This window comes from Bordetella avium (assembly GCF_034424645.1).
Lineage (GTDB): Bacteria > Pseudomonadota > Gammaproteobacteria > Burkholderiales > Burkholderiaceae_B > Bordetella > Bordetella avium.
The window spans coordinates 2,182,265-2,200,397 of sequence record NZ_CP139969.1 but is presented as its reverse complement, the minus strand read 5'-3'; the positions used below and the strand labels follow the sequence as shown (position 1 = coordinate 2,200,397).

Here is an 18,133-nt window from a genome sequence, read left to right as displayed (position 1 = left end):
AGGGATAGGGGGGCGTGCGCGCCGGATCAGCGGCCTTCGAACAGCGTCAGCGCGTAGGCGGCGACGTCCTGGGGCCAATCTTGCATGCAGGCGCTCAGCGCGTTGCGGTCATCGGCATACAGCGCACGCAAGGCCTCTTCATACTGAGGCAGATTGCCCGCGATGGACTGTAGAAAATGATAAGCCGCATCCTGGCGCGCCCGACGGTCGTTGGCGCTTTGCGTGGCCTTGCGGGCATCTTCCACCAGCTTGCGCAGCGTCACCGACGCGCCGCCCGGCTGCTGCGCCAGCCAATCCCAATGGCGTGGCAGCAGGGTCACCTCGCGTGCCACCACGCCCAGGCGAGGGCGGCCACGGCCCCGACTGATCTCGGGGCTATCCTGCGTAGGGGAGGGCTCGCGCGCCGCCCTTGCGTCGCCGGACAGCAAGCGCGGGTCCAGATCCGTCTGGCGGCCGCTGGCATCATCAAACACCAGGACCTGGCCGGCAGGCCGGTCGTGCAAGGCCAGCGCCACTTCTGCCAGCGAACCCTGGGCAACGCGCCGCATGCCATCGAAAGCGGTGAAGAGCTGGCTCATTTTGATCCGGGTCAAAATAAAGCAAGCAGTATGCAGCCAGTGCCAAAATCTTGTCAAAAATCCGCTTGGCATCGTGTCGCGCCCTGGCCACAGAGGATTGCAGCCAGATACGACCAAGGGCGCTTGACGTAGCCGCCACATTGATACAAAAACCTAGGGACAATACCTAGTCATAAGGCCTGATAGGCGTATAATCTTGCTTTGCGCCCGGAGTTTCTCATGCGTCTCGTCCAAAAAGCGCTCACCTTCGACGACGTGTTGTTGGTGCCTGCGTATTCTGATGTGTTGCCGCGCGACACCTCGCTTACCACCCGCCTGACCCGAAACATCACCCTCAATATTCCCCTCGTGTCCGCCGCCATGGACACCGTGACCGAGTCGCGCCTGGCCATCGCCATGGCGCAAGAGGGCGGGATCGGCATCATCCATAAAAACCTCAGCGCGGACCAGCAGGCCCGCGAAGTGGCCCGTGTCAAGCGTCACGAGTTCGGCATCGTGATCGATCCGGTCACCGTCACGCCCGACATGAAAGTCCGTGACGCCATCGCGCTGCAACGCCAGCACGGCATCTCCGGTCTGCCCGTCGTTGAGGGCGGCAAAGTGGTCGGCATCGTCACCAACCGTGACCTGCGTTTTGAAGACCGTCTGGATCAGCCGCTGCGCAACGTCATGACGCCGCGCGAGCGCCTGGTCACCATGACCGAAGGCGCCACCCTCGACGAAGCCCAGACCCTGATGCACAAGCATCGTCTGGAGCGCGTGCTCATCGTCAATGATGCGTTCGAGCTGCGCGGCCTGGCTACGGTCAAAGACATCGTTAAAAACACCGAACACCCCTATGCCTGCAAAGACGCCCTGGGCCAGCTGCGTGTCGGCGCGGCGGTCGGCGTGGGGGCGGGCACCGAAGAGCGCATCGAGAAACTCGTGGCCGCCGGTGTTGACGTCATCATCGTCGACACCGCGCACGGCCATTCGGCTGGCGTGATCGAGCGCGTGCGCTGGGTCAAGCAAAACTACCCCAAGGTTGACGTCATCGGCGGCAATATCGCCACCGCCGCCGCCGCGCGCGCGCTGGTCGAGGCCGGCGCCGACGGGGTCAAGGTCGGCATCGGGCCGGGCTCCATCTGCACCACGCGCATTGTCGCGGGTGTGGGCGTGCCCCAGGTCACCGCCATCTCCGACGTGGCTCAGGCTCTTGAAGGCACGGGCGTGCCCCTCATCGCCGACGGCGGCATCCGCTACTCGGGCGACGTCGCCAAGGCGCTGGCCGCCGGCGCCTCCACCTGCATGATGGGCGGCATGTTCGCCGGCACCGAAGAAGCTCCGGGCGAAGTCGTGCTCTTCCAGGGGCGTTCTTATAAGTCCTACCGTGGCATGGGCAGCCTGGGCGCGATGGCCGACGGCTCCGCCGACCGCTATTTCCAGGACCCGGCCAACAACGCCGACAAGCTCGTTCCCGAAGGCATCGAAGGCCGCGTCCCCTACAAGGGCAGCGTCCTCGCCATCATCTACCAACTGGTAGGCGGCATCCGCGCCTCGATGGGCTATTGCGGCTGCGCTACTATTGATGACATGCGCACCAAAACGCAGTTCGTCGAGATCACCTCGGCGGGGGTGCGCGAATCGCATGTCCATGACGTCCAGATCACCAAGGAAGCGCCCAACTACCGCGCCGACTGATCCCGGATCACGTCAATCCCGCAATGCAACGCGCACCGGCAGAATCCGCAATGTTCTGGCCGGTGCGCTTTTATTTCCAACCGGCAGAATCTCCATGCACCAGCGCATCCTCATTCTCGACTACGGTTCGCAAGTCACCCAGCTCATCGCCCGCCGCGTCCGCGAAGCTGGCGTCTACTCTGAAATCCACCCCGGCGACGTCGACGACGCTTTCATCCGCGAGCAAGCCGCTCAGGGCCTCAAAGGCGTCATCCTTTCCGGCAGCCACGCCTCGGCCTACGAAGAAGGCTCCATGCGCGTGCCCGCCGCCGTCTTCGAACTCGGCCTGCCCGTGCTTGGCATCTGCTACGGCATGCAAGCCATGGCCCTGCAACTGGGCGGCAAAGTCAGCTTCAGCGATCACCGCGAATTCGGCTACGCCGAAATCGTCGCTCAAGGCGGCACCAAGCTGCTCTCCGGCCTGGCCGACTTCCAGAACGACGCCGGCCAGGATGTCCTCAAAGTCTGGATGAGCCACGGCGACAAAGTCACCGAACTGCCGCCCGGCTTCAGCCTCATGGCTTCCACGCCGTCCTGCCCCATCGCCGCGATGGCCGACGAAAGCCGTGGCTATTACGCCGTGCAATTCCACCCCGAAGTCACCCACACCGTGCAAGGCAAAGCCTTGTTCTCGCGCTTCGTGCGCGAGATCTGCGGTTGCGAAGGCGACTGGAACATGCCCGACTACATCTCCGAAGCCGTCGCCCGCATCCGCGAGCAGGTCGGCAACGATGAGGTCATCCTCGGCCTGTCCGGCGGCGTGGACTCCTCCGTGGCCGCAGCGCTTATCCATCGCGCCATCGGCGACCAGCTCACCTGCGTCTTCGTCGACCATGGCCTGCTGCGCCTGAACGAAGGCCTGCAAGTCATGCAGACCTTCTCGGAAAACATGGGCGTGAAAATCATTCACGTCGATGCCACCGAGCAATTCATGGGCAAACTGGCCGGCGTCGCCGACCCCGAAGCCAAGCGCAAAATCATCGGCCGCGAATTCGTCGAAGTCTTCCAGACCGAAGCAGGCAAGCTCCAGGGCGCCAAATGGCTCGCCCAGGGCACCATCTACCCCGACGTCATCGAATCCGCCGGCGCCAAAACCGGCAAGGCCGCCGCGATCAAATCGCACCACAACGTCGGCGGTCTGCCTGAAACCCTCAACCTGCAACTGCTCGAGCCGCTGCGCGAACTCTTCAAAGACGAAGTGCGCGAACTCGGCGTCGCCCTCGGCCTGCCGCCCCAGATGGTTTACCGCCATCCCTTCCCCGGCCCCGGCCTGGGTGTGCGCATCCTCGGCGAAGTCAAACACGAATACGCCGAACTCCTGCGCCGCGCCGACGCCATCTTCATCGAAGAACTGCGCAACACCAAAGACCCCGCCAGCGACCTCAGTTGGTACGACCTGACCTCCCAGGCCTTCGCCGTCTTCCTGCCGGTCAAGTCCGTGGGCGTCATGGGCGATGGCCGCACCTACGAATACGTCGTCGCCCTGCGCGCCGTGCAAACCTTCGACTTCATGACCGCCGACTGGGCCCCGCTGCCGCACCCCCTGCTGGCCAAGGTGTCCTCACGCATCATCAACGAAGTCCGCGGCATCAACCGGGTCGTCTACGACGTCTCCAGCAAACCGCCAGCGACTATCGAGTGGGAGTGATTCGTCGTCTGGTATAGACCGGCGACTCAAGGCATGAAAAGCCGCAAAGCCCGCGTCATTGCGGGTTTTTTCCGGCGTGGCACTGTCTGGCACCTCCAGGCAGCACCAAGCATGTATTTTCATGGCATCAAACCTAGATACCATGGGTTTCTTGGGCACGATGTCGACCGAGTGAAGCGTCGGATGGTGTAAAAACCAGATAAGCTATTTTTTTAATTGGATAGTTTTAATAATTTCGCTGGTTTTGAATTACGGTATTCCTCTGGATTTGAATCCCCCGGTCATGCTGACCGCTGCTAAGCCGCGTAACCTCAAACCTCGCGGCGAGTTTTATATGGCGGATGACTGTGATGGTCTCTATGCGGCCGTCACGCGTGCAGGCGCGATCTCGTTTCGCTACAACCACAGCATCCACGGCAGGCAAGTCCCCGGCTAAGGAGAAAGCCCGTGACAAGGCTCGCGCCAAAGCTGCGGATACCTTTGATGCCTGGTAGCAGAAGTGGTTGCGCGGGTATCAGATGGCGGATTCCACGCGCGATATGCGTCGGTCCGTCTATGAACGCGAGCTGCTGCCGACATTCGGCAAACTGAAGCTGAAAGAGATCAGTCACGAAGATCTGCGTGCCCTGACGGATCGCATCGTTGAGCGTGGCGCTCCTGCCACCGCCGCGCATGCGCGTGAACTGGTGCTGCAAATCTTCCGCTGGGCGATTGAGCGCGGCCAGAAGGTCGATAACCCTGCAGAGTTGGTCCGTCCAGCCAGCATCGCCCGATTTGAGCCGCGTGACCGGGCTTTGACGCCCGACGAGATCGGCGTGATGTACCAATACATCGAGCGTATCGGTACGACGCCTTCCACTCGAGCCGCCGCCAAGCTTCTGCTGCTGACGATGGTGCGCAGGAGCGGTCTGTCTCAATCAGGTGCTGACCTTGACCTATCGGCTGGCACAGAAAGAAGGGCAACCACTAGTCAAGTTCGGGCCGCATGATTTGCGGCGTACTGCCAGCGCCTTGCTGCATGAGGCGGGGTACAACGCGGACTGGATTGAGAAGCGCCTAGCGCACGAGCAGCGTGACGTGCGGGCGGTTTATAACGAGGCGGAGCACCGGGAACAGCGCACTGGCATGCTGCAAGATTGGGCTCATATGATTGATGAGTGGACGAGTAAGCGCTCAATGTCATGAGATTGATCTGCCAGATATTGCAAGGGGGGCTGTTATCGGCCAGAAGCCGCCAGTCGATAAGCAAGAGTTATCGCAAGTTGAATCCCCAGCCCCTCACTTAAAACGCATACTTGATCTTGACAGAGCCCGATGCGCCCTCGCGCTTGCCAACGTAGCCTTGCAGGCCCATATCCAAGCTCAGCGCCTGCTTAGAAGCCCACGGCTTCATCGAAGCGCCCACTTCCACAATGCCAGTGTTTCCCTTCAGTGAGGGCTGCGCAATATCCAGACCGGAGGAAGATCCAGAGGAGTCACCCTTGAACTCCCGCTCCGCTGCCAAGCCCACATAGGGGGTGAAGGTGCCGCTCGATATGTGGCTGTAGCGGGCACCCAACCGCAAGCGTGAGCTTTGCGAAGCTCCAAACTCCAAAGCGCTGTTGCCCACCATGACCGAGTTCGCGCCCAGCTTGCCCCAGGTGTAGCGGCTGTACAGATCTACCGAACTTTGCTCATTGAGATAGACCACATAGCCTGCTCCCGCCATGGCACTGAAGTAGCTGGTGCGTGAGGTGTAGCTGCCTTGCACGCCTGTGCCATCGTCAAGGTCCGCACTGTTAAACGTGTTCTTGATACGGCCCGCTCGCAAGGCACTTTGCAGGTAAGGGCCAGTTTGTGTACCCAGCTTGGCATCTGTTGCATGCTGCAAGCCAAGCCCAGCAATGTGCATCAGAACGCCAATACCGTAGAAGTTCGAGTGACCATGGCCACGCACCTCACCCAACGCCCCGAAGTCGTTATAGGTGTCGTAGTTGCCTTGGCCATATTCCACAAAAGCACCCAGCGTCACAGCACTGGACCCTTTCCAGGACAGTCCCTTAGAGACGCCCAAGGCCAAGTTGATATCCCGCACATCAATGTGTGAGCCCGTCTTATAGCGGTTCGACCCACCAGCACTGCCCATGAACATACCGGCATTGCCACCACCTGCGCTCACGCGAGCTGCGGCCATGGCGTTGTCGCTGACCATGTCAGCGCCTTGGTTGGCTAAAGCTGCGCTGGATGCACGGCCTTCCAAAAATGCTTTGGCTGTTGGGTTAATGCGTCCTGCTGTACCCGTGCCATCACCTTTACCATCTTGAGCAATGGTGAGGACAAGCTTGTTTGCTTCCACTGCCAAATTGGCGTCATACAAGATGAAGTGCCCTTGCTTGACGGTCTGATTCGATGCAAAGCTTGGTGTGCCTTGCACCTTGTCGATCAACGTAATCTTGTCGCCCGTGTTCAAGCGGTTTCCATCGTTGTACATCGCTGCAGTGTGCTTGGTGTTGTCCAACTGCACCGGCGTATTGCCAGCGATATTGACCATGATGACTCCGTTGACCACATCCTTGGGCAGCACCCAGTTGAACTTCTCGATGTTGTAGATGCCTTGCACGGAGCCTTTGTAGCCCTCCAGGTTCAGTGTGTTGCCTGTGAACGCCCTCGTGTGGTCATCAACTCCCGCGCCATTGATACTGCGCCCGCCATAAATTGAGCCACCAATGGTGATGTCTTTGCCGATGAGGGTGATGGTGTTGTTTTGCACCAAGCCGCCCTGCCCATCGATCCCATCCGTGATGGTTGTTGAACTGCGAACCTTCCCTTTAGCACCACCCTGGCTGATGCCGCCATAGATGTCACCAGATATCTTGCTCACCCCAGAAATAGTGATCTTGTTGTCTGTGACATCCCCACCATGGCCGCCGTTCGCGGAGGAGGAGGTGGCGGAGCCGAAGGAGTCGGCGTATCCAGCCGCGCCGCCGCCCCCATAACCAGAGGAAGACGAAGAGGTGATACTCCCTCCTGCGCCTGCAGCAGCGCCTGTCAATGTGGAGTTGGTGATCGCTATCGTGTTTGCGCTGACATTCCCCCCATTGCCGCCGTTCGCGGATGACGATGATAATGAGGAGGAGGATGAGGAGGAGGAGTTACCCGCCGCGCCGCCGGTGGAGATACCGCCAAATACCGATCCCCCGCCATGGCCTGCCGCGCCGCCGCCTCCATAAGCATAAGCAGAAGAAGTGACGCTACCTCCTGCGCCTGCAGCAGCGCCTGTCAATGTGGAGTTGGTAATCGCTATTGTGTTTGCGCTGACAGCTCCCCCATCGCCTCCGTTCGCGGAGGAGGAGGCGGCGGCGGCGAAGGAGGAGGCCGCTTCGGAGTAACCCGCCGCGCCGCCGGTGGAGATACCGCCAAAGACCGATCCGCCGCCGTGGCCTGCCGCGCCGCCGCCTCCATAAACATAAGCAGAAGCAGAAGGACCGAATAAAAAGACGCTACCCCCTGCGCCTGCAGCAGCGCCTGTCAATGTGGAGTTGGTGATCGCTATCGTGTTTGCGCTGACATTCCCCCCATTGCCGCCGTTCGCGGATGATGATGAGGAGGATGAGGAAGATGGGGAGGATGAGGAGGATTTGGAGTAACCCGCCGCGCCGCCGGTGGAGATACCGCCAAAGACCGATCCGCCGCCGTGGCCTGCCGCGCCTCCTCCCCCGTGAGGAGAAACGCTACCCCCTGCGCCTGCAGCAGCGCCTGTCAATGTGGAGTTGGTGATCGCCATCGTGTTTGCGCTGACATTCCCCCCATTGCCGCTGTTCGCGGAGGAGGAGACGGAGGAGGAGACGGAGGGCTGGGAGTATCCAGCCGCGCCGCCGGTGGAGATACCGCCAAAGACCGCCCCCCCGCCATGGCCTGCCGCGCCTCCTCCTCCAAAAGAAGAAGAGGTGACACTCCCCCCTGCGCCCGCAGTAGCCCCTTTGGAGTCTAACTCGACATCCGTCAACGTGATCTGGTTGCCTGTGACATCTCCCCCATGGCCGCTGTTCGCGGAGGAGGCGGACGAGGAGTTGGAGTAGGAGTGTCCAGCCGCGCCGCCGCCTCCCCTAAAAGAAGAGCCGCCACCCCCTGCGCCTGCAACAGCGCCTGTCAATGTGGAGTTGGTGATCTCGATCCTGTTTGAGCTGACAGCGCCCCCATGGCCGCCGTTCGCGTAGGCGGGGGAAGAGAGGGTTGAGTGTCCAGCCGCGCCGCCGGTAGAAATTGCTCCAATCACAGAGCCACCGCCGTTACCGCCTGCGCCTCCTCCTCCACTTCCCGTTGGAGGTAGTCCATCTGCACCTGCACCTGGGGGGCCAGAGGGTGCTGTATTAATGGGTGGAGTGTTATTAAAAGAATCCCCATTCTTACCATCTGCTTTATCGAGGCTCTTTCCCACATCGCCTACGTTTTGATTGCCAATCTGGCTACCTGCGCCATTAGCACCTGCCGCACCGCCATCCGCATAAGCTTGACCAGCCAGTAGTAACGCCAGACCTGCAGCAATAGGGGTTAGTTTGATTGTCATGCAGTCTCGCTTTGGTGTTTTAATTTTTACATTACCGCATTTAATCATCCTAAGTAGAAAAAAATAAATTTTTATGCTTGTACTGCGACACAAAGCCCTCTGGGTGTATCAAACGAGTCATTCCTCCAACAAAAAAGCGCCGGCAGCGCTTTTTTTGTTGACAAAGATCCTTGCATGCTGATGACGGGCAAAGACTGCTTAGGGTCGATAGCGCCAAGTCAGCACACGCCGAAGCGTTCACTTGGCGATGGTCAGATTCCACTGGCAGCTTAAGCGGTAGCGCTGACCTTCTCTAAAGTCCTGCTGCAATGACAGCTCCCGGTGGCAGCAATCATTTATCTTGCCGACTTGAATGGCAGCACCCAACCTAGTCCGGAAATTCAGGCCTGATAGGATTTCATGTCGTTGATAAAATTGTGAGGTCGGGCACCATAGGCAGTCGACGGTTCATAACGATGCTGCTAATGCTCTGATGTGCTTTTTCTTTGTATGATGTTCAAAATGGTATTTGATGGATAATATCTTATAAGATATTGTTTTATAAGAAATATTTGTTTTTATTTATAATCGGGCGGAAGTGACTCCACTGCTGGCGCGAACTGGTATCAAAATAAACCCAAGCCCTCGTGATCGAGGGCTTTTTTTATATCCTGCATGATCCGGCGCCAAGGGCATGCGCCTGCATCATTTGAGTATGGAATTAAAGCCGGTGTTATCCGATGATGTTGTGGCGAAGGCGGATGCTTTCTCGTCACTTTGCCTGGTCGAATTAATTTTTATTTGCACATTTTTCTGATTTGATTGTTGAATCCGGCAGATTGGCAGCGTGTTTCAACAAGGAGTCGAGTACTGGAGAGGGAAGGTTGGACGATACCGAGTTGCGCTGTTGGCTGCGGGACCTTCTCTTTGGGCGGTTCAAGCGGCTTGATCCCTCAGGCCGCAATCCGCTTGATCACTGCATGTTGAGGCGCCCAAGGTTTAGCCGGGTTTCCACGGTGGCGAAAGCGGTCGCCAAATTCGGGGGATTACCCTAACATCGAGGTTGCCTGGATGCATTTCTTCATGCGGGCGGGCGGCAAGTTCATGGCCAGTGCATTATGGGGAGCGGGTTTATCATGGCTGAGGTCGATCTCCGGAGGCGCACTGGCCAATGGTCCGCGGCTTACTGGTGCGGTAGCGCGGCAGGCGGTCACACCCCGCGCAGGTCTTATCCGGTTCTGCGTCGTGACGTGGCCGATGCGCCGCTGAGTCGCGTCCGGGGTGTCTCCGGGGGCGGGCAGAAGTGAATGATCCCTTCAACACCCGGCGGCATGAGCCTGGAGCCGCCCGTGGCGGGGTGGCCGAAGTCTTTGGCGCTTTTCTCAAGCTCGGTCTGACCTCTTTTGGGGGGCCGATCGCCCACCTCGGGTATTTCCGATCAGAGTTTGTCGAGCGCCGCCGCTGGCTGGATGACCGCAGCTACACGGATTTGGTGGCCTTATGTCAGTTTTTACCGGGTCCGACCAGCAGCCAGGTCGGTATGGCCCTGGGCTTGGGCCGTGCGGGCTGGGCAGGATTGCTGGCAGCCTGGGCAGGGTTTACCTTGCCGTCAGCCATCGCCTTGATCCTGTTTGCCTTTGGGATTGCCGAGTACCAGGGCGTGGCTCAGTCGGGCTGAGTGCATGGGCTTAAGGTCGTGGCGGTTGCCATCGTGGCGCAGGCGGTTTGGGGGATGGCGAAATCGCTGTGTCCTGATCGTGGGCGTGCGGCCCTGGCGCTGCTGACCCTTATTCTTCCCTCAGCGACGGGGCAGGTCGCGGCTATTGCCGTGACAGGGTTGCTGGGGTGGTGGCGTTTGACACTCGCTCAATCTGGCGGTGGCCGGGCGCACCGCTACCCTGTTTCGCGCAGGCTCGGCTTGATTGCGCTGCTGTTGTTTGCAGCGCCGCTGCTGGGCTTGCCGATGTGGGCGGCTGTCACGGGATCGTCAACGATAGCGCTGCTCGACGGGGTGTACCGCGCTGGCGCCCTGGTATTTGGCGGCGGGCATGTTGTTTTGCCGCTGCTCCAGTCGGCTGTGGTGCCCAGCGGCATGGTGAGCAACACCGAGTTTTTGGCGGGCTATGGTGCGGCTCAGGCCGTGCCCGGACCCCTGTTCACGTTTTCGGCTTATCTTGGTGCGCTAGCCAATGGCCCGCTGCATGGCTGGGCTGGCGGTCTGGTTCTGCTGGCGACGATTTTTTTTCCCGCTTTTTTTATGCTGGTCGGCGCGCTGCTTTTCTGGCAGGCGCTGCGTCATCGCTCGGGCATTCAAACCGCCATGGCAGGCATTAATGCTGGCGTGGTCGGCATTTTGGTGTCCGCGCTTTATGACCCTGTTTGGACAAGCGCTATTCTTGGCAAGGCGGACTTCGCGCTGGCATTGCTGTCTTTCGGTTTGTTGACGGTGGGCCGTGTCTCCCCCGTGCTGGTGGTGCTGATGGCCGGGCTGTCCGGCTGGGCCATGGCGGCTGCCGGCATGTGACGCCCGGCGTCTGGGAGGCGGCCGCACGCGCCATCAAAGCCCCGCCCCTGGGGCCACCCATGGTCTGGGGGCAGACGTTGTGGTTTGCTGTTGATATAGGAAAAGGCCGGAGCTGAGACGCAGGCCAAGCTGTCAGCGGTCTGGATGATGTTTGCGCTGCAAGTAGAAATGCAGCAAGCCCATTCCACCGTGGCCGTAGAGATAAGCCTCCACAAGACCGGTCAGCGTTTTATGCAGCGAGCGTAGATCAGGGGCCAAGGCTTGCCCGCTTAACCAGAGCAGCAGCCATGCGGCACCCGATAGCGTGACCAGCCCCATTGCGCCCAGGCCCAGGCCTTGCACACAGGCCGCCAATCCCCGGGCTTGGGCGCCGGGGAGTTGACGGTTGGCCAACAGGCGCAGGTCTTGGCTAAGCTGGGCGAAGTCTCCCCGCAGATAGGGGAAGTAATAAGTGAAACCGCGCGATTTGAAGCATTGCGCGGCAAGTATCCCGGTGAGGCACAGCAGCACCAAACCACAAGCGATGTGCAGCCAGGAAAAAAACGCGTTGGCGCCATGCATCGCGCTCCACGTATCTTTGGGAACATGCATAAAATTACTGATCACAATCTGGGTGATCACAAGCAGCAGTGTCCACATGTGGACCACTCGAACTTTTGGCGTTTGCCGATCGCCGAGGTATCGCCAAAAAGCAGGAATCCATCGCATCGCTTTCTTGCCATCGTGTGGGTGGTTGGTTCCATCATCATAGCCGGTGGCGTTTAAACGGATCGGCGCCCACGAGAAAATGGGATAAGCCGCTGGGCCTGTTATGGCGTGTGGCTCCCGGCGTATTCTGTCGGACGCTCGCCGCGCGCGGGACAGTGGCGCGAGCCCCATCCGGACCTGCGGGCCGCCTTCCTCGCACTGTGCTGGCGGGGAAGGGGCCGGTAAATCTGTGAGGCTGCGGGCCGATCCTTTTTGCTTGGGGGAAGATGCTCAGGAGCGGCTAAAGAGGCGTTTGATCCGGCCGATCAACACGCTCCAGGCCAGGGAGAACGCATTGAGTTTGGCCACGGGTAATGGATCATCGCTAGAACGGTTAGGATCCATGCGCAAGCCTACGTTTTTGCCGAATTCCTGGATAAGCCGGCCGACAAAGTCTTTGACCAAGCCAGAACGCGAGAACTGCGCCAGCGGCCCTTGCAGGCTGAAGCCCAAATTGACCGACACGCGGGTTTTGGACTCGTCCAGCGCCTGTACGATGAAGGCGATATTGCCCGTGGCGCGCGATTGGCTGAGCGAGTCGGTTCCCGCACCCTTGAGCACGGCAGCGCGGTTGGCTTCATCACGTTGCAGCTTGGCCGAGCCATTGAAGGCGGCCGACATGGGTCCGAACTTGATGCCGACATGCCCTTTGACACGTTCGCCGCCGTTGGCCTGTTTTTCATGATCGGTGAGTTGTGCGCCAGGCAGGCAGCTCGCGACCGCAGGCAGATCAGCCATGAATTTCCACACTTGATCGGCTGGATAGTTCACCGTAAAGCCGCCTTCGATCACCGTGTCGCCCTCAACTTTGGCGCCCAGCGCACTGAATGCCGCACCGTCCGAGCGGGCATTGTTGTCAGCGTCTGCCGATTGAGACGCAGCGCCCACGTCTTCGGGCGAGAAGGGGGCAAATGCCGCAGGCGCAGCAGCCTGCGCCGGCCAGCATTGGCGGCCCTTGGCCGCAGCGGCGCGTAATTCGGCGATGGCAGCGGGAGCCGAGCGGCACTGTTCAAGTACATCGAGAATAGCTGCCACGATGCCCTTATAGCCGGTACAGCGGCAGAGACTGCCGGAGAGTTCGAGGCGGACCTTGGCTTCGTCCGCATAGGGGAAGCGTAAAACAATGTCGCGGGCGGTGGTCAGCATGCCGGGTGTGCAGTAGCCGCACTGCAGTCCATGGTGCTTGGAAAAGGCCGGGCGCAGCAAGGCCATGATGGGATCGTCCTGGTAGCCCTCCACCGACGTGACGGACTTGCCCTCGCATGCCGGCGCAAAGGAAATGCAGGAGCGCACCGGCACGCCGTCGACCAGTACCGTGCAAGCGCCGCAAACACCGTGCTCGCAGCCCAGATGGGTGCCGGTTTGGCGGCCTTCTTCGCGGATAAAGTCACCCAGGTGAGTGCGATCCTGCACGTCGCGGCGCAGTTTGATGCCATTCAAATTGATGCTTACGACGCTCATGCGGGCTGCTCCTCTTCGCCGATCATGACTTCTGGGGTCATCAAGGCTTGTTGCAGGCAGCGTGTTACGACTGCCAGTTGCATCTGTTGTTTGACGGGGTCGTCGCCAAGTTTGGCCAAGGCGGCCGCGATCGTTTCGCGATCCGGCAGCTTGGCCGTGGAGGCCACGAGCCTTGCCAGCTCCGGTAGCGGCTGCGGCGCGCCATCGAGCGCGCCGACCATGATGCGTGCACGCCTACGCTTGGGATCGAACACGCAGGCGCAGCTCGCTTCTGCGAATTCGCCGGTTTTGCGGCAGAACTTGTAATAGCCCCAACGTGCGCTCGCATCGAGTTGCGGCACCGTGATGGCGGTAATGATTTCTCCCTCCTGGACCTCAGTCGTGTAGGCCCCGAGCATGAAGGAATCCATGGCTAGGGTGCGCGTGCCGCTGGCCGAGCGCAGTTCGATATCGGCGGCCAGCGCCGACAGCGTCAGCACCCAGTCTGCCGCAGGATCGGCATGGGCTAGGCTGCCGGCGATGGTGCCGCGATTGCGCACGGCACGGTAGGCGATGCCGCCGGCCACGTATTGCAGCATCGAGCCGCGCAGGGCCTCATGCACGCCGTCCTCGATTTCGGCATGGGTGACAGCCGCGCCTATCCGGATATTGCCGTTCTGCACTTGAACGCCGCGCAGCTCGGGCAAATGCGAGACATCGACCACTTTCTTGGGTCGCGTGAGGCGCAGATTCAGCATGGGCCCCATGGACTGGCTTCCACCCATGACTTTGATCGGGCCTTGAACGCCCTCAGCAGCCGAGAGGGCTTGCAGTGCAGCGCTCAGCTGTCCCGGATTCTGATAGTCGAATTTGGCGGCTTTCACGCTGCTGCTCCTTCCCTGGTAACCGGGGCCTGCTTTCCTAGATGTTTGGCTTCATGCATGGCGTGCAATAGCTTGTGAGGCGTGAGCGGGGTGCTGCTCATTTCAACGCCTAAATGTTGAAGTGCATCATTGACGGCATTGAAGATCACGGCGGGCGGCGCGATCGCGCCGCCTTCTCCCATCCCCTTGATGCCGAACTCGGTATTGGGCGAGGGCGTGACGAAGTGATGGATCTGCATCTGCGGGACCTCTGTCGCGCCGGGCAGCATGTAATCGGCCAGCGTAGATGCGAGCGGCTGACCATTTGCGTCGTAGCGCATCTCTTCATACATGGCCGTGCCTATCCCCTGGGCCACCCCGCCAAAGGTCTGGCCCTCGACCACCATCGGGTTGACCATGATCCCGCAGTCTTCAACAATGGCGTAATCAAGAATGCGAACGGCGCCCGTCATCGTGTCCACCTCGACGACAGCCGCATGGCTGGCATAGGTGAACGAACCCGTATCGACCTTGGGCTTGTAGCCTGCGGTGGCTTCCAGACCTCCACGGTCCACATCGTCGGGCAGCAGTTGCGGGCGTAGATACCAGGCGTTCGTTACGTCTGCAAGCGTCACGCTCTGGCCGCTGCTCGCGGAGGTGATCTTGCCGCCGCTGAGGCTGACGTCGTCCGTCGTGGTTTTGAGCAGATGCGCCGCAATCCCCAGGATGCGCGGCATCAGCACCTTACAGGCGCGTGAGACAGCGCCGCCGGCATAGACGATAGAACGCGAGGCATAAGTGCCGGTTGAAAAGGGCGTGAAAGCGGTGTCGCCGTGCACGACCTTGGTGCGGTAGATATCCACGCCAAGGATTTCATGAGCGATCTGGGCCAGCGTGGTTTCCATGCCCTGGCCGTGCGAATGCACCCCCACACGGATTTCCGCGCCGCCATCTGGCGTCAGGCGAACCGTCGCCGCATCAAAGCCCGGAATCACCGGCGTGCCCCAGGCCGCAAAGACCGAGGTGCCATGGGCCGATTGTTCCACATAAGAGGCAAAGCCGATGCCGATCAGCTTTCCTGTTTCGCCCCTTGCATCCGACGCAGCCTTCGCCTTGCGTTGGCGCTCGCGCACTTGGTCGAATCGGATCATGTCCTTCACTTTGATCAGGCTGGCAGGGTAGTCGCCGCCATCAAAATGCTTGTTGGTGACATTCACATAGGGCATTTGTTCCGGTCGGACCAAATTTTCATGGCGCACCTGCCAGGCTTCGCGTCCCACTTCGCGTGCGATGGCATCCATCAGCAACTCAATGGCGAAGCACACGCCTGTGCGCGCGACACCGCGATAGGGGACAAAGCCGGGCTTGTTGGTTGCGACAGCTTCGGTCACGCAACGGTAGCCGCGAAAGGCATAGGGACCGGGCAGGTTGCCCAGAGCCTGCCCGGGCTCCAGGCCGATCGTAAATGGCCAGACTGAATAGGCTCCGCCGTCGATGGTAATTTTGGCGTCCAGCGCCAGCAACCTGCCCTGATCGTCCACATAGGCATTGAGGTCGTAGTGGTGCTCGCGCGAATTCGCCCCGGCAATCAGGTGCTCGCGACGATCCTCGATGAAGCGGAAGGGCTTGCGAAAACGCTTGGCAAGCCAGGCCACGCACAGTTCCTCCTGCTGAAGCACGCATTTGTAGCCAAAGGCGCCGCCCACATCAGGCGCAATGACGCGCACTTGATCTTGAGACAGATGCAAACATTCCGCAAGGATAGTGCGGATCATGTGCGGTACCTGGGAGGCGGTGTAGACGACCAATTGGTCCGCGCGCTCGTCCCAGTACGCCAGGACCGCCTTGCCCTCCATGGGCACCATGCATTGTCGCGCCAGATTCACCTTGCGGTGAACGACACGCGCGCTCTTGGCCGCCAGTTCATCGAAGTTAATGTCGGCCTTGAGCGTCAGAAAGTGATTGCTGTCCCATTCATCGTGAACGAGGTGACCTTGTTGGGCGCCCGCCTTGGCGGCGTCCGTCGTCGGGAAAACGGGGAGGTCGGCGTAATCGACTTGAACCAGTTCCGCCAAGTCCTCCGCCTCGGCGCGGCTGGAACCCGTGACCATCACCACCGGTTCGCCGACGAAGCGCACTTTATGCTTTGCAAGAGGGGGTTGCGCCGAGCGCTGATAGCTGGGCAGCGTGGAGTCGGCCAGCACATCGAGTGCGTCGTCCATGTCTTCACGCGTGAATACCCATTGCGCCTCGGGGTGGTCGGCAGGAGGGCGCCGAATATCGGCAATGCGCGCATGCGCCATCGCGCTACGTACAAAAGCAACCTCGCGCAGTTCGGGCATGCTCATATCAGCGATGAAGTTGCCGCGCCCGTTCAGATGGCGCTCATCTTCCTTTCGTAGTACCCGCGCGCCGACACCCTGGCCCGCTTGATCAGCGTGATCCATGTCGGTTGTGATGCGATTGCTTTCCATATGGGGTTTACTCCTTCAACGAGATCCTTGGCAGGATCTCCCATTGACGGTCAGATATTGACTAGAACTTCTTAAGTTGATGGCCGTGCAATAAAAAAAGCACCCGGAAGAGATCCGGGCACTTGAGTTTTCTGCTGCGGTCAATCAGGGTAGCCGTCGTTAGAACCGTTATCGCCGGGATAGTCATCGTCTGCGCCAGAGCCGGCGCCGCTTTGGCTTCCTTCTACACGAATCTGTATCTGATTGATGTCGAAGGCTTTAGCCTTGTGCACATTCGCCGTCACCAACTGCGGCATGGCGATGACAAGAATGACCATGACAATCTGTATGCCCAAAAACGGTATGGCGCCGCGGTAGATGTCTGAAGTCTTTACCGATCTCGGGGCTACCGAGCGCAGGTAGAACAGCGAAAAACCGAAAGGCGGATGCATGAACGAGGTCTGCATATTGATCGCCAGCAACACGCCGAACCATACCAAATCGATGCCCAGCTTATGCGCCACCGGCGCCAGCAGGGGGACAATAATGAAGGCAAGCTCAAAAAAGTCCAGAAAGAACGCGAGCACGAAGACCATCGCATTCACCGCCAGCAGAAAGCCGAGTTGGCCGCCGGGCAGGTTAATGAGCAGATGCTCGACCCATACATCGCCGTCCAAGGAGCGGAAAACCAGGCCGAAAACGGTCGCGCCGATCAGGATAAAGATGGCGAAGCAGGTGAGCTTGGCCGTCTTGTCCATGGCTTGATTGAGCAGCTTGAGGTTCAATCGGCGACGCATAAGCGCCAGGATCAGCGCCCCGACTGCCCCCATGGCGCCGCCTTCAGTCGGCGTTGCAATGCCCATGAAGATCGTGCCCAGCACCAGGAAAATGAGGACCAGGGGCGGCACCAGCGAGGTCAGCACGCGCATCAGCAGTGCTGCGCCATGCAAGGTGCGGGCTTCAGGCGGTAAGGCCGGCGCAGAGCTAGGCTGCAAGATCGACTTGATCAGCACGTACAACATATACATGCCGGTAAGCACAAGCCCCGGGATAAGCGCGCCGGCATACAAATCGCCTACCGAGCGGCCGAGCTGGTCGGCCAACACGATGAGCACCAGAGAGGGGGGGATGATTTGTGCCAGCGTTCCTGAGGCCGCAATGACACCCGCGGCTAGCCGTTTGTCGTATCCGTAACGCAGCATGATGGGCAGCGAAATGAGGCCCATGGAGATCACCGAGGCGGCGACAACACCCGTGGTGGCTGCAAGCAGTGCGCCCACGATCACCACGGCGTAGGCGAGCCCGCCCCGGATCGAACCGAAAAGCTGGCCTATCGTGTCAAGCAGCTCCTCGGCCATTCCACTTCGTTCAAGGATCAATCCCATGAAGGTAAAGAACGGTATTGCCAGCAGAGTTTCATTGAACATAATGCCGAACACGCGTTCGGGCAATGCTTGGAATATGGAGGGCTCTATCAAGCCGACACCCATGCCAATGAGGCCAAATAAGAGGCCATTTGCAGCAATGGTGAAGGCCACCGGGTATCCGATGAGCAATAGAAGCACCATGGACGCAAACATGATGGGCGCCATATAGGCAGTCAGAAACTCGATCATGGGTAGTTCTTAGTAAGTGG

General features: G+C 60.0%; 9 protein-coding genes and 2 pseudogenes. 4 read left to right on the top strand and 7 right to left on the bottom strand.

The features are described 5' to 3' along the window. Window positions 1-26 precede the first annotated feature (26 nt). A complete protein-coding gene (locus U0029_RS10225; RefSeq protein ID WP_012417241.1) occupies window positions 27-578 on the bottom strand; it encodes a DUF2239 family protein in 552 nt (183 codons plus the stop codon). A 219-nt stretch (window positions 579-797) separates the two neighbouring features. Here U0029_RS10225 and guaB point away from each other — a divergent pair, with 219 nt between their 5' ends. The 3 genes and pseudogenes from guaB to U0029_RS10210 all read left to right on the top strand — a co-directional run bounded on the left by guaB (window position 798) and on the right by U0029_RS10210 (window position 5,130). Next, window positions 798-2,258 carry an IMP dehydrogenase gene (gene guaB, locus U0029_RS10220; RefSeq protein ID WP_012417242.1) on the top strand — a complete coding sequence of 487 codons (1,461 nt, stop codon included), beginning with the start codon at window positions 798-800 and terminating at the stop codon, window positions 2,256-2,258. Window positions 2,259-2,352: 94 nt separating this feature from the next. Further along, window positions 2,353-3,945 carry a glutamine-hydrolyzing GMP synthase gene (guaA, locus tag U0029_RS10215; protein WP_012417243.1) on the top strand — a complete coding sequence of 531 codons (1,593 nt, stop codon included), beginning with the start codon at window positions 2,353-2,355 and terminating at the stop codon, window positions 3,943-3,945. 283 nt (window positions 3,946-4,228) lie between these two features. Next, window positions 4,229-5,130 (top strand): annotated as a pseudogene (locus tag U0029_RS10210) (tyrosine-type recombinase/integrase). A 97-nt stretch (window positions 5,131-5,227) separates the two neighbouring features. Here the strand turns inward: U0029_RS10210 and U0029_RS10205 are convergent. Next, a complete protein-coding gene (locus tag U0029_RS10205; protein ID WP_147294804.1) occupies window positions 5,228-7,708 on the bottom strand; it encodes an autotransporter domain-containing protein in 2,481 nt (826 codons plus the stop codon). Between the two features lie 2,065 nt (window positions 7,709-9,773). Between U0029_RS10205 and chrA the strand changes: the two are divergent. Beyond that, window positions 9,774-10,994 (top strand): annotated as a pseudogene (gene chrA, locus U0029_RS10200) (chromate efflux transporter). Between the two features lie 132 nt (window positions 10,995-11,126). Here the strand turns inward: chrA and U0029_RS10195 are convergent. The 5 genes from U0029_RS10195 to U0029_RS10175 all read right to left on the bottom strand — a co-directional run bounded on the left by U0029_RS10195 (window position 11,127) and on the right by U0029_RS10175 (window position 18,113). Beyond that, window positions 11,127-11,633 carry a cytochrome b/b6 domain-containing protein gene (locus tag U0029_RS10195; RefSeq protein ID WP_158308696.1) on the bottom strand — a complete coding sequence of 169 codons (507 nt, stop codon included), beginning with the start codon at window positions 11,631-11,633 and terminating at the stop codon, window positions 11,127-11,129. A gap of 339 nt (window positions 11,634-11,972) precedes the next feature. Beyond that, entirely contained in the window at window positions 11,973-13,202 is a 1,230-nt protein-coding gene (locus tag U0029_RS10190; RefSeq protein ID WP_114852610.1) for a xanthine dehydrogenase family Fe-S subunit, read from the bottom strand. Then, a complete protein-coding gene (locus U0029_RS10185; RefSeq protein WP_049794145.1) occupies window positions 13,199-14,065 on the bottom strand; it encodes an FAD binding domain-containing protein in 867 nt (288 codons plus the stop codon). Before U0029_RS10185 ends, U0029_RS10190 begins: the two co-directional genes overlap by 4 nt. Then, window positions 14,062-16,503, bottom strand: coding sequence for a xanthine dehydrogenase family protein molybdopterin-binding subunit (locus tag U0029_RS10180; RefSeq protein ID WP_039052033.1), 2,442 nt, complete (start codon window positions 16,501-16,503; stop codon window positions 14,062-14,064). Before U0029_RS10180 ends, U0029_RS10185 begins: the two co-directional genes overlap by 4 nt. A gap of 155 nt (window positions 16,504-16,658) precedes the next feature. Then, a complete protein-coding gene (locus tag U0029_RS10175; protein WP_012417250.1) occupies window positions 16,659-18,113 on the bottom strand; it encodes a TRAP transporter large permease in 1,455 nt (484 codons plus the stop codon). Window positions 18,114-18,133 lie beyond the last annotated feature (20 nt).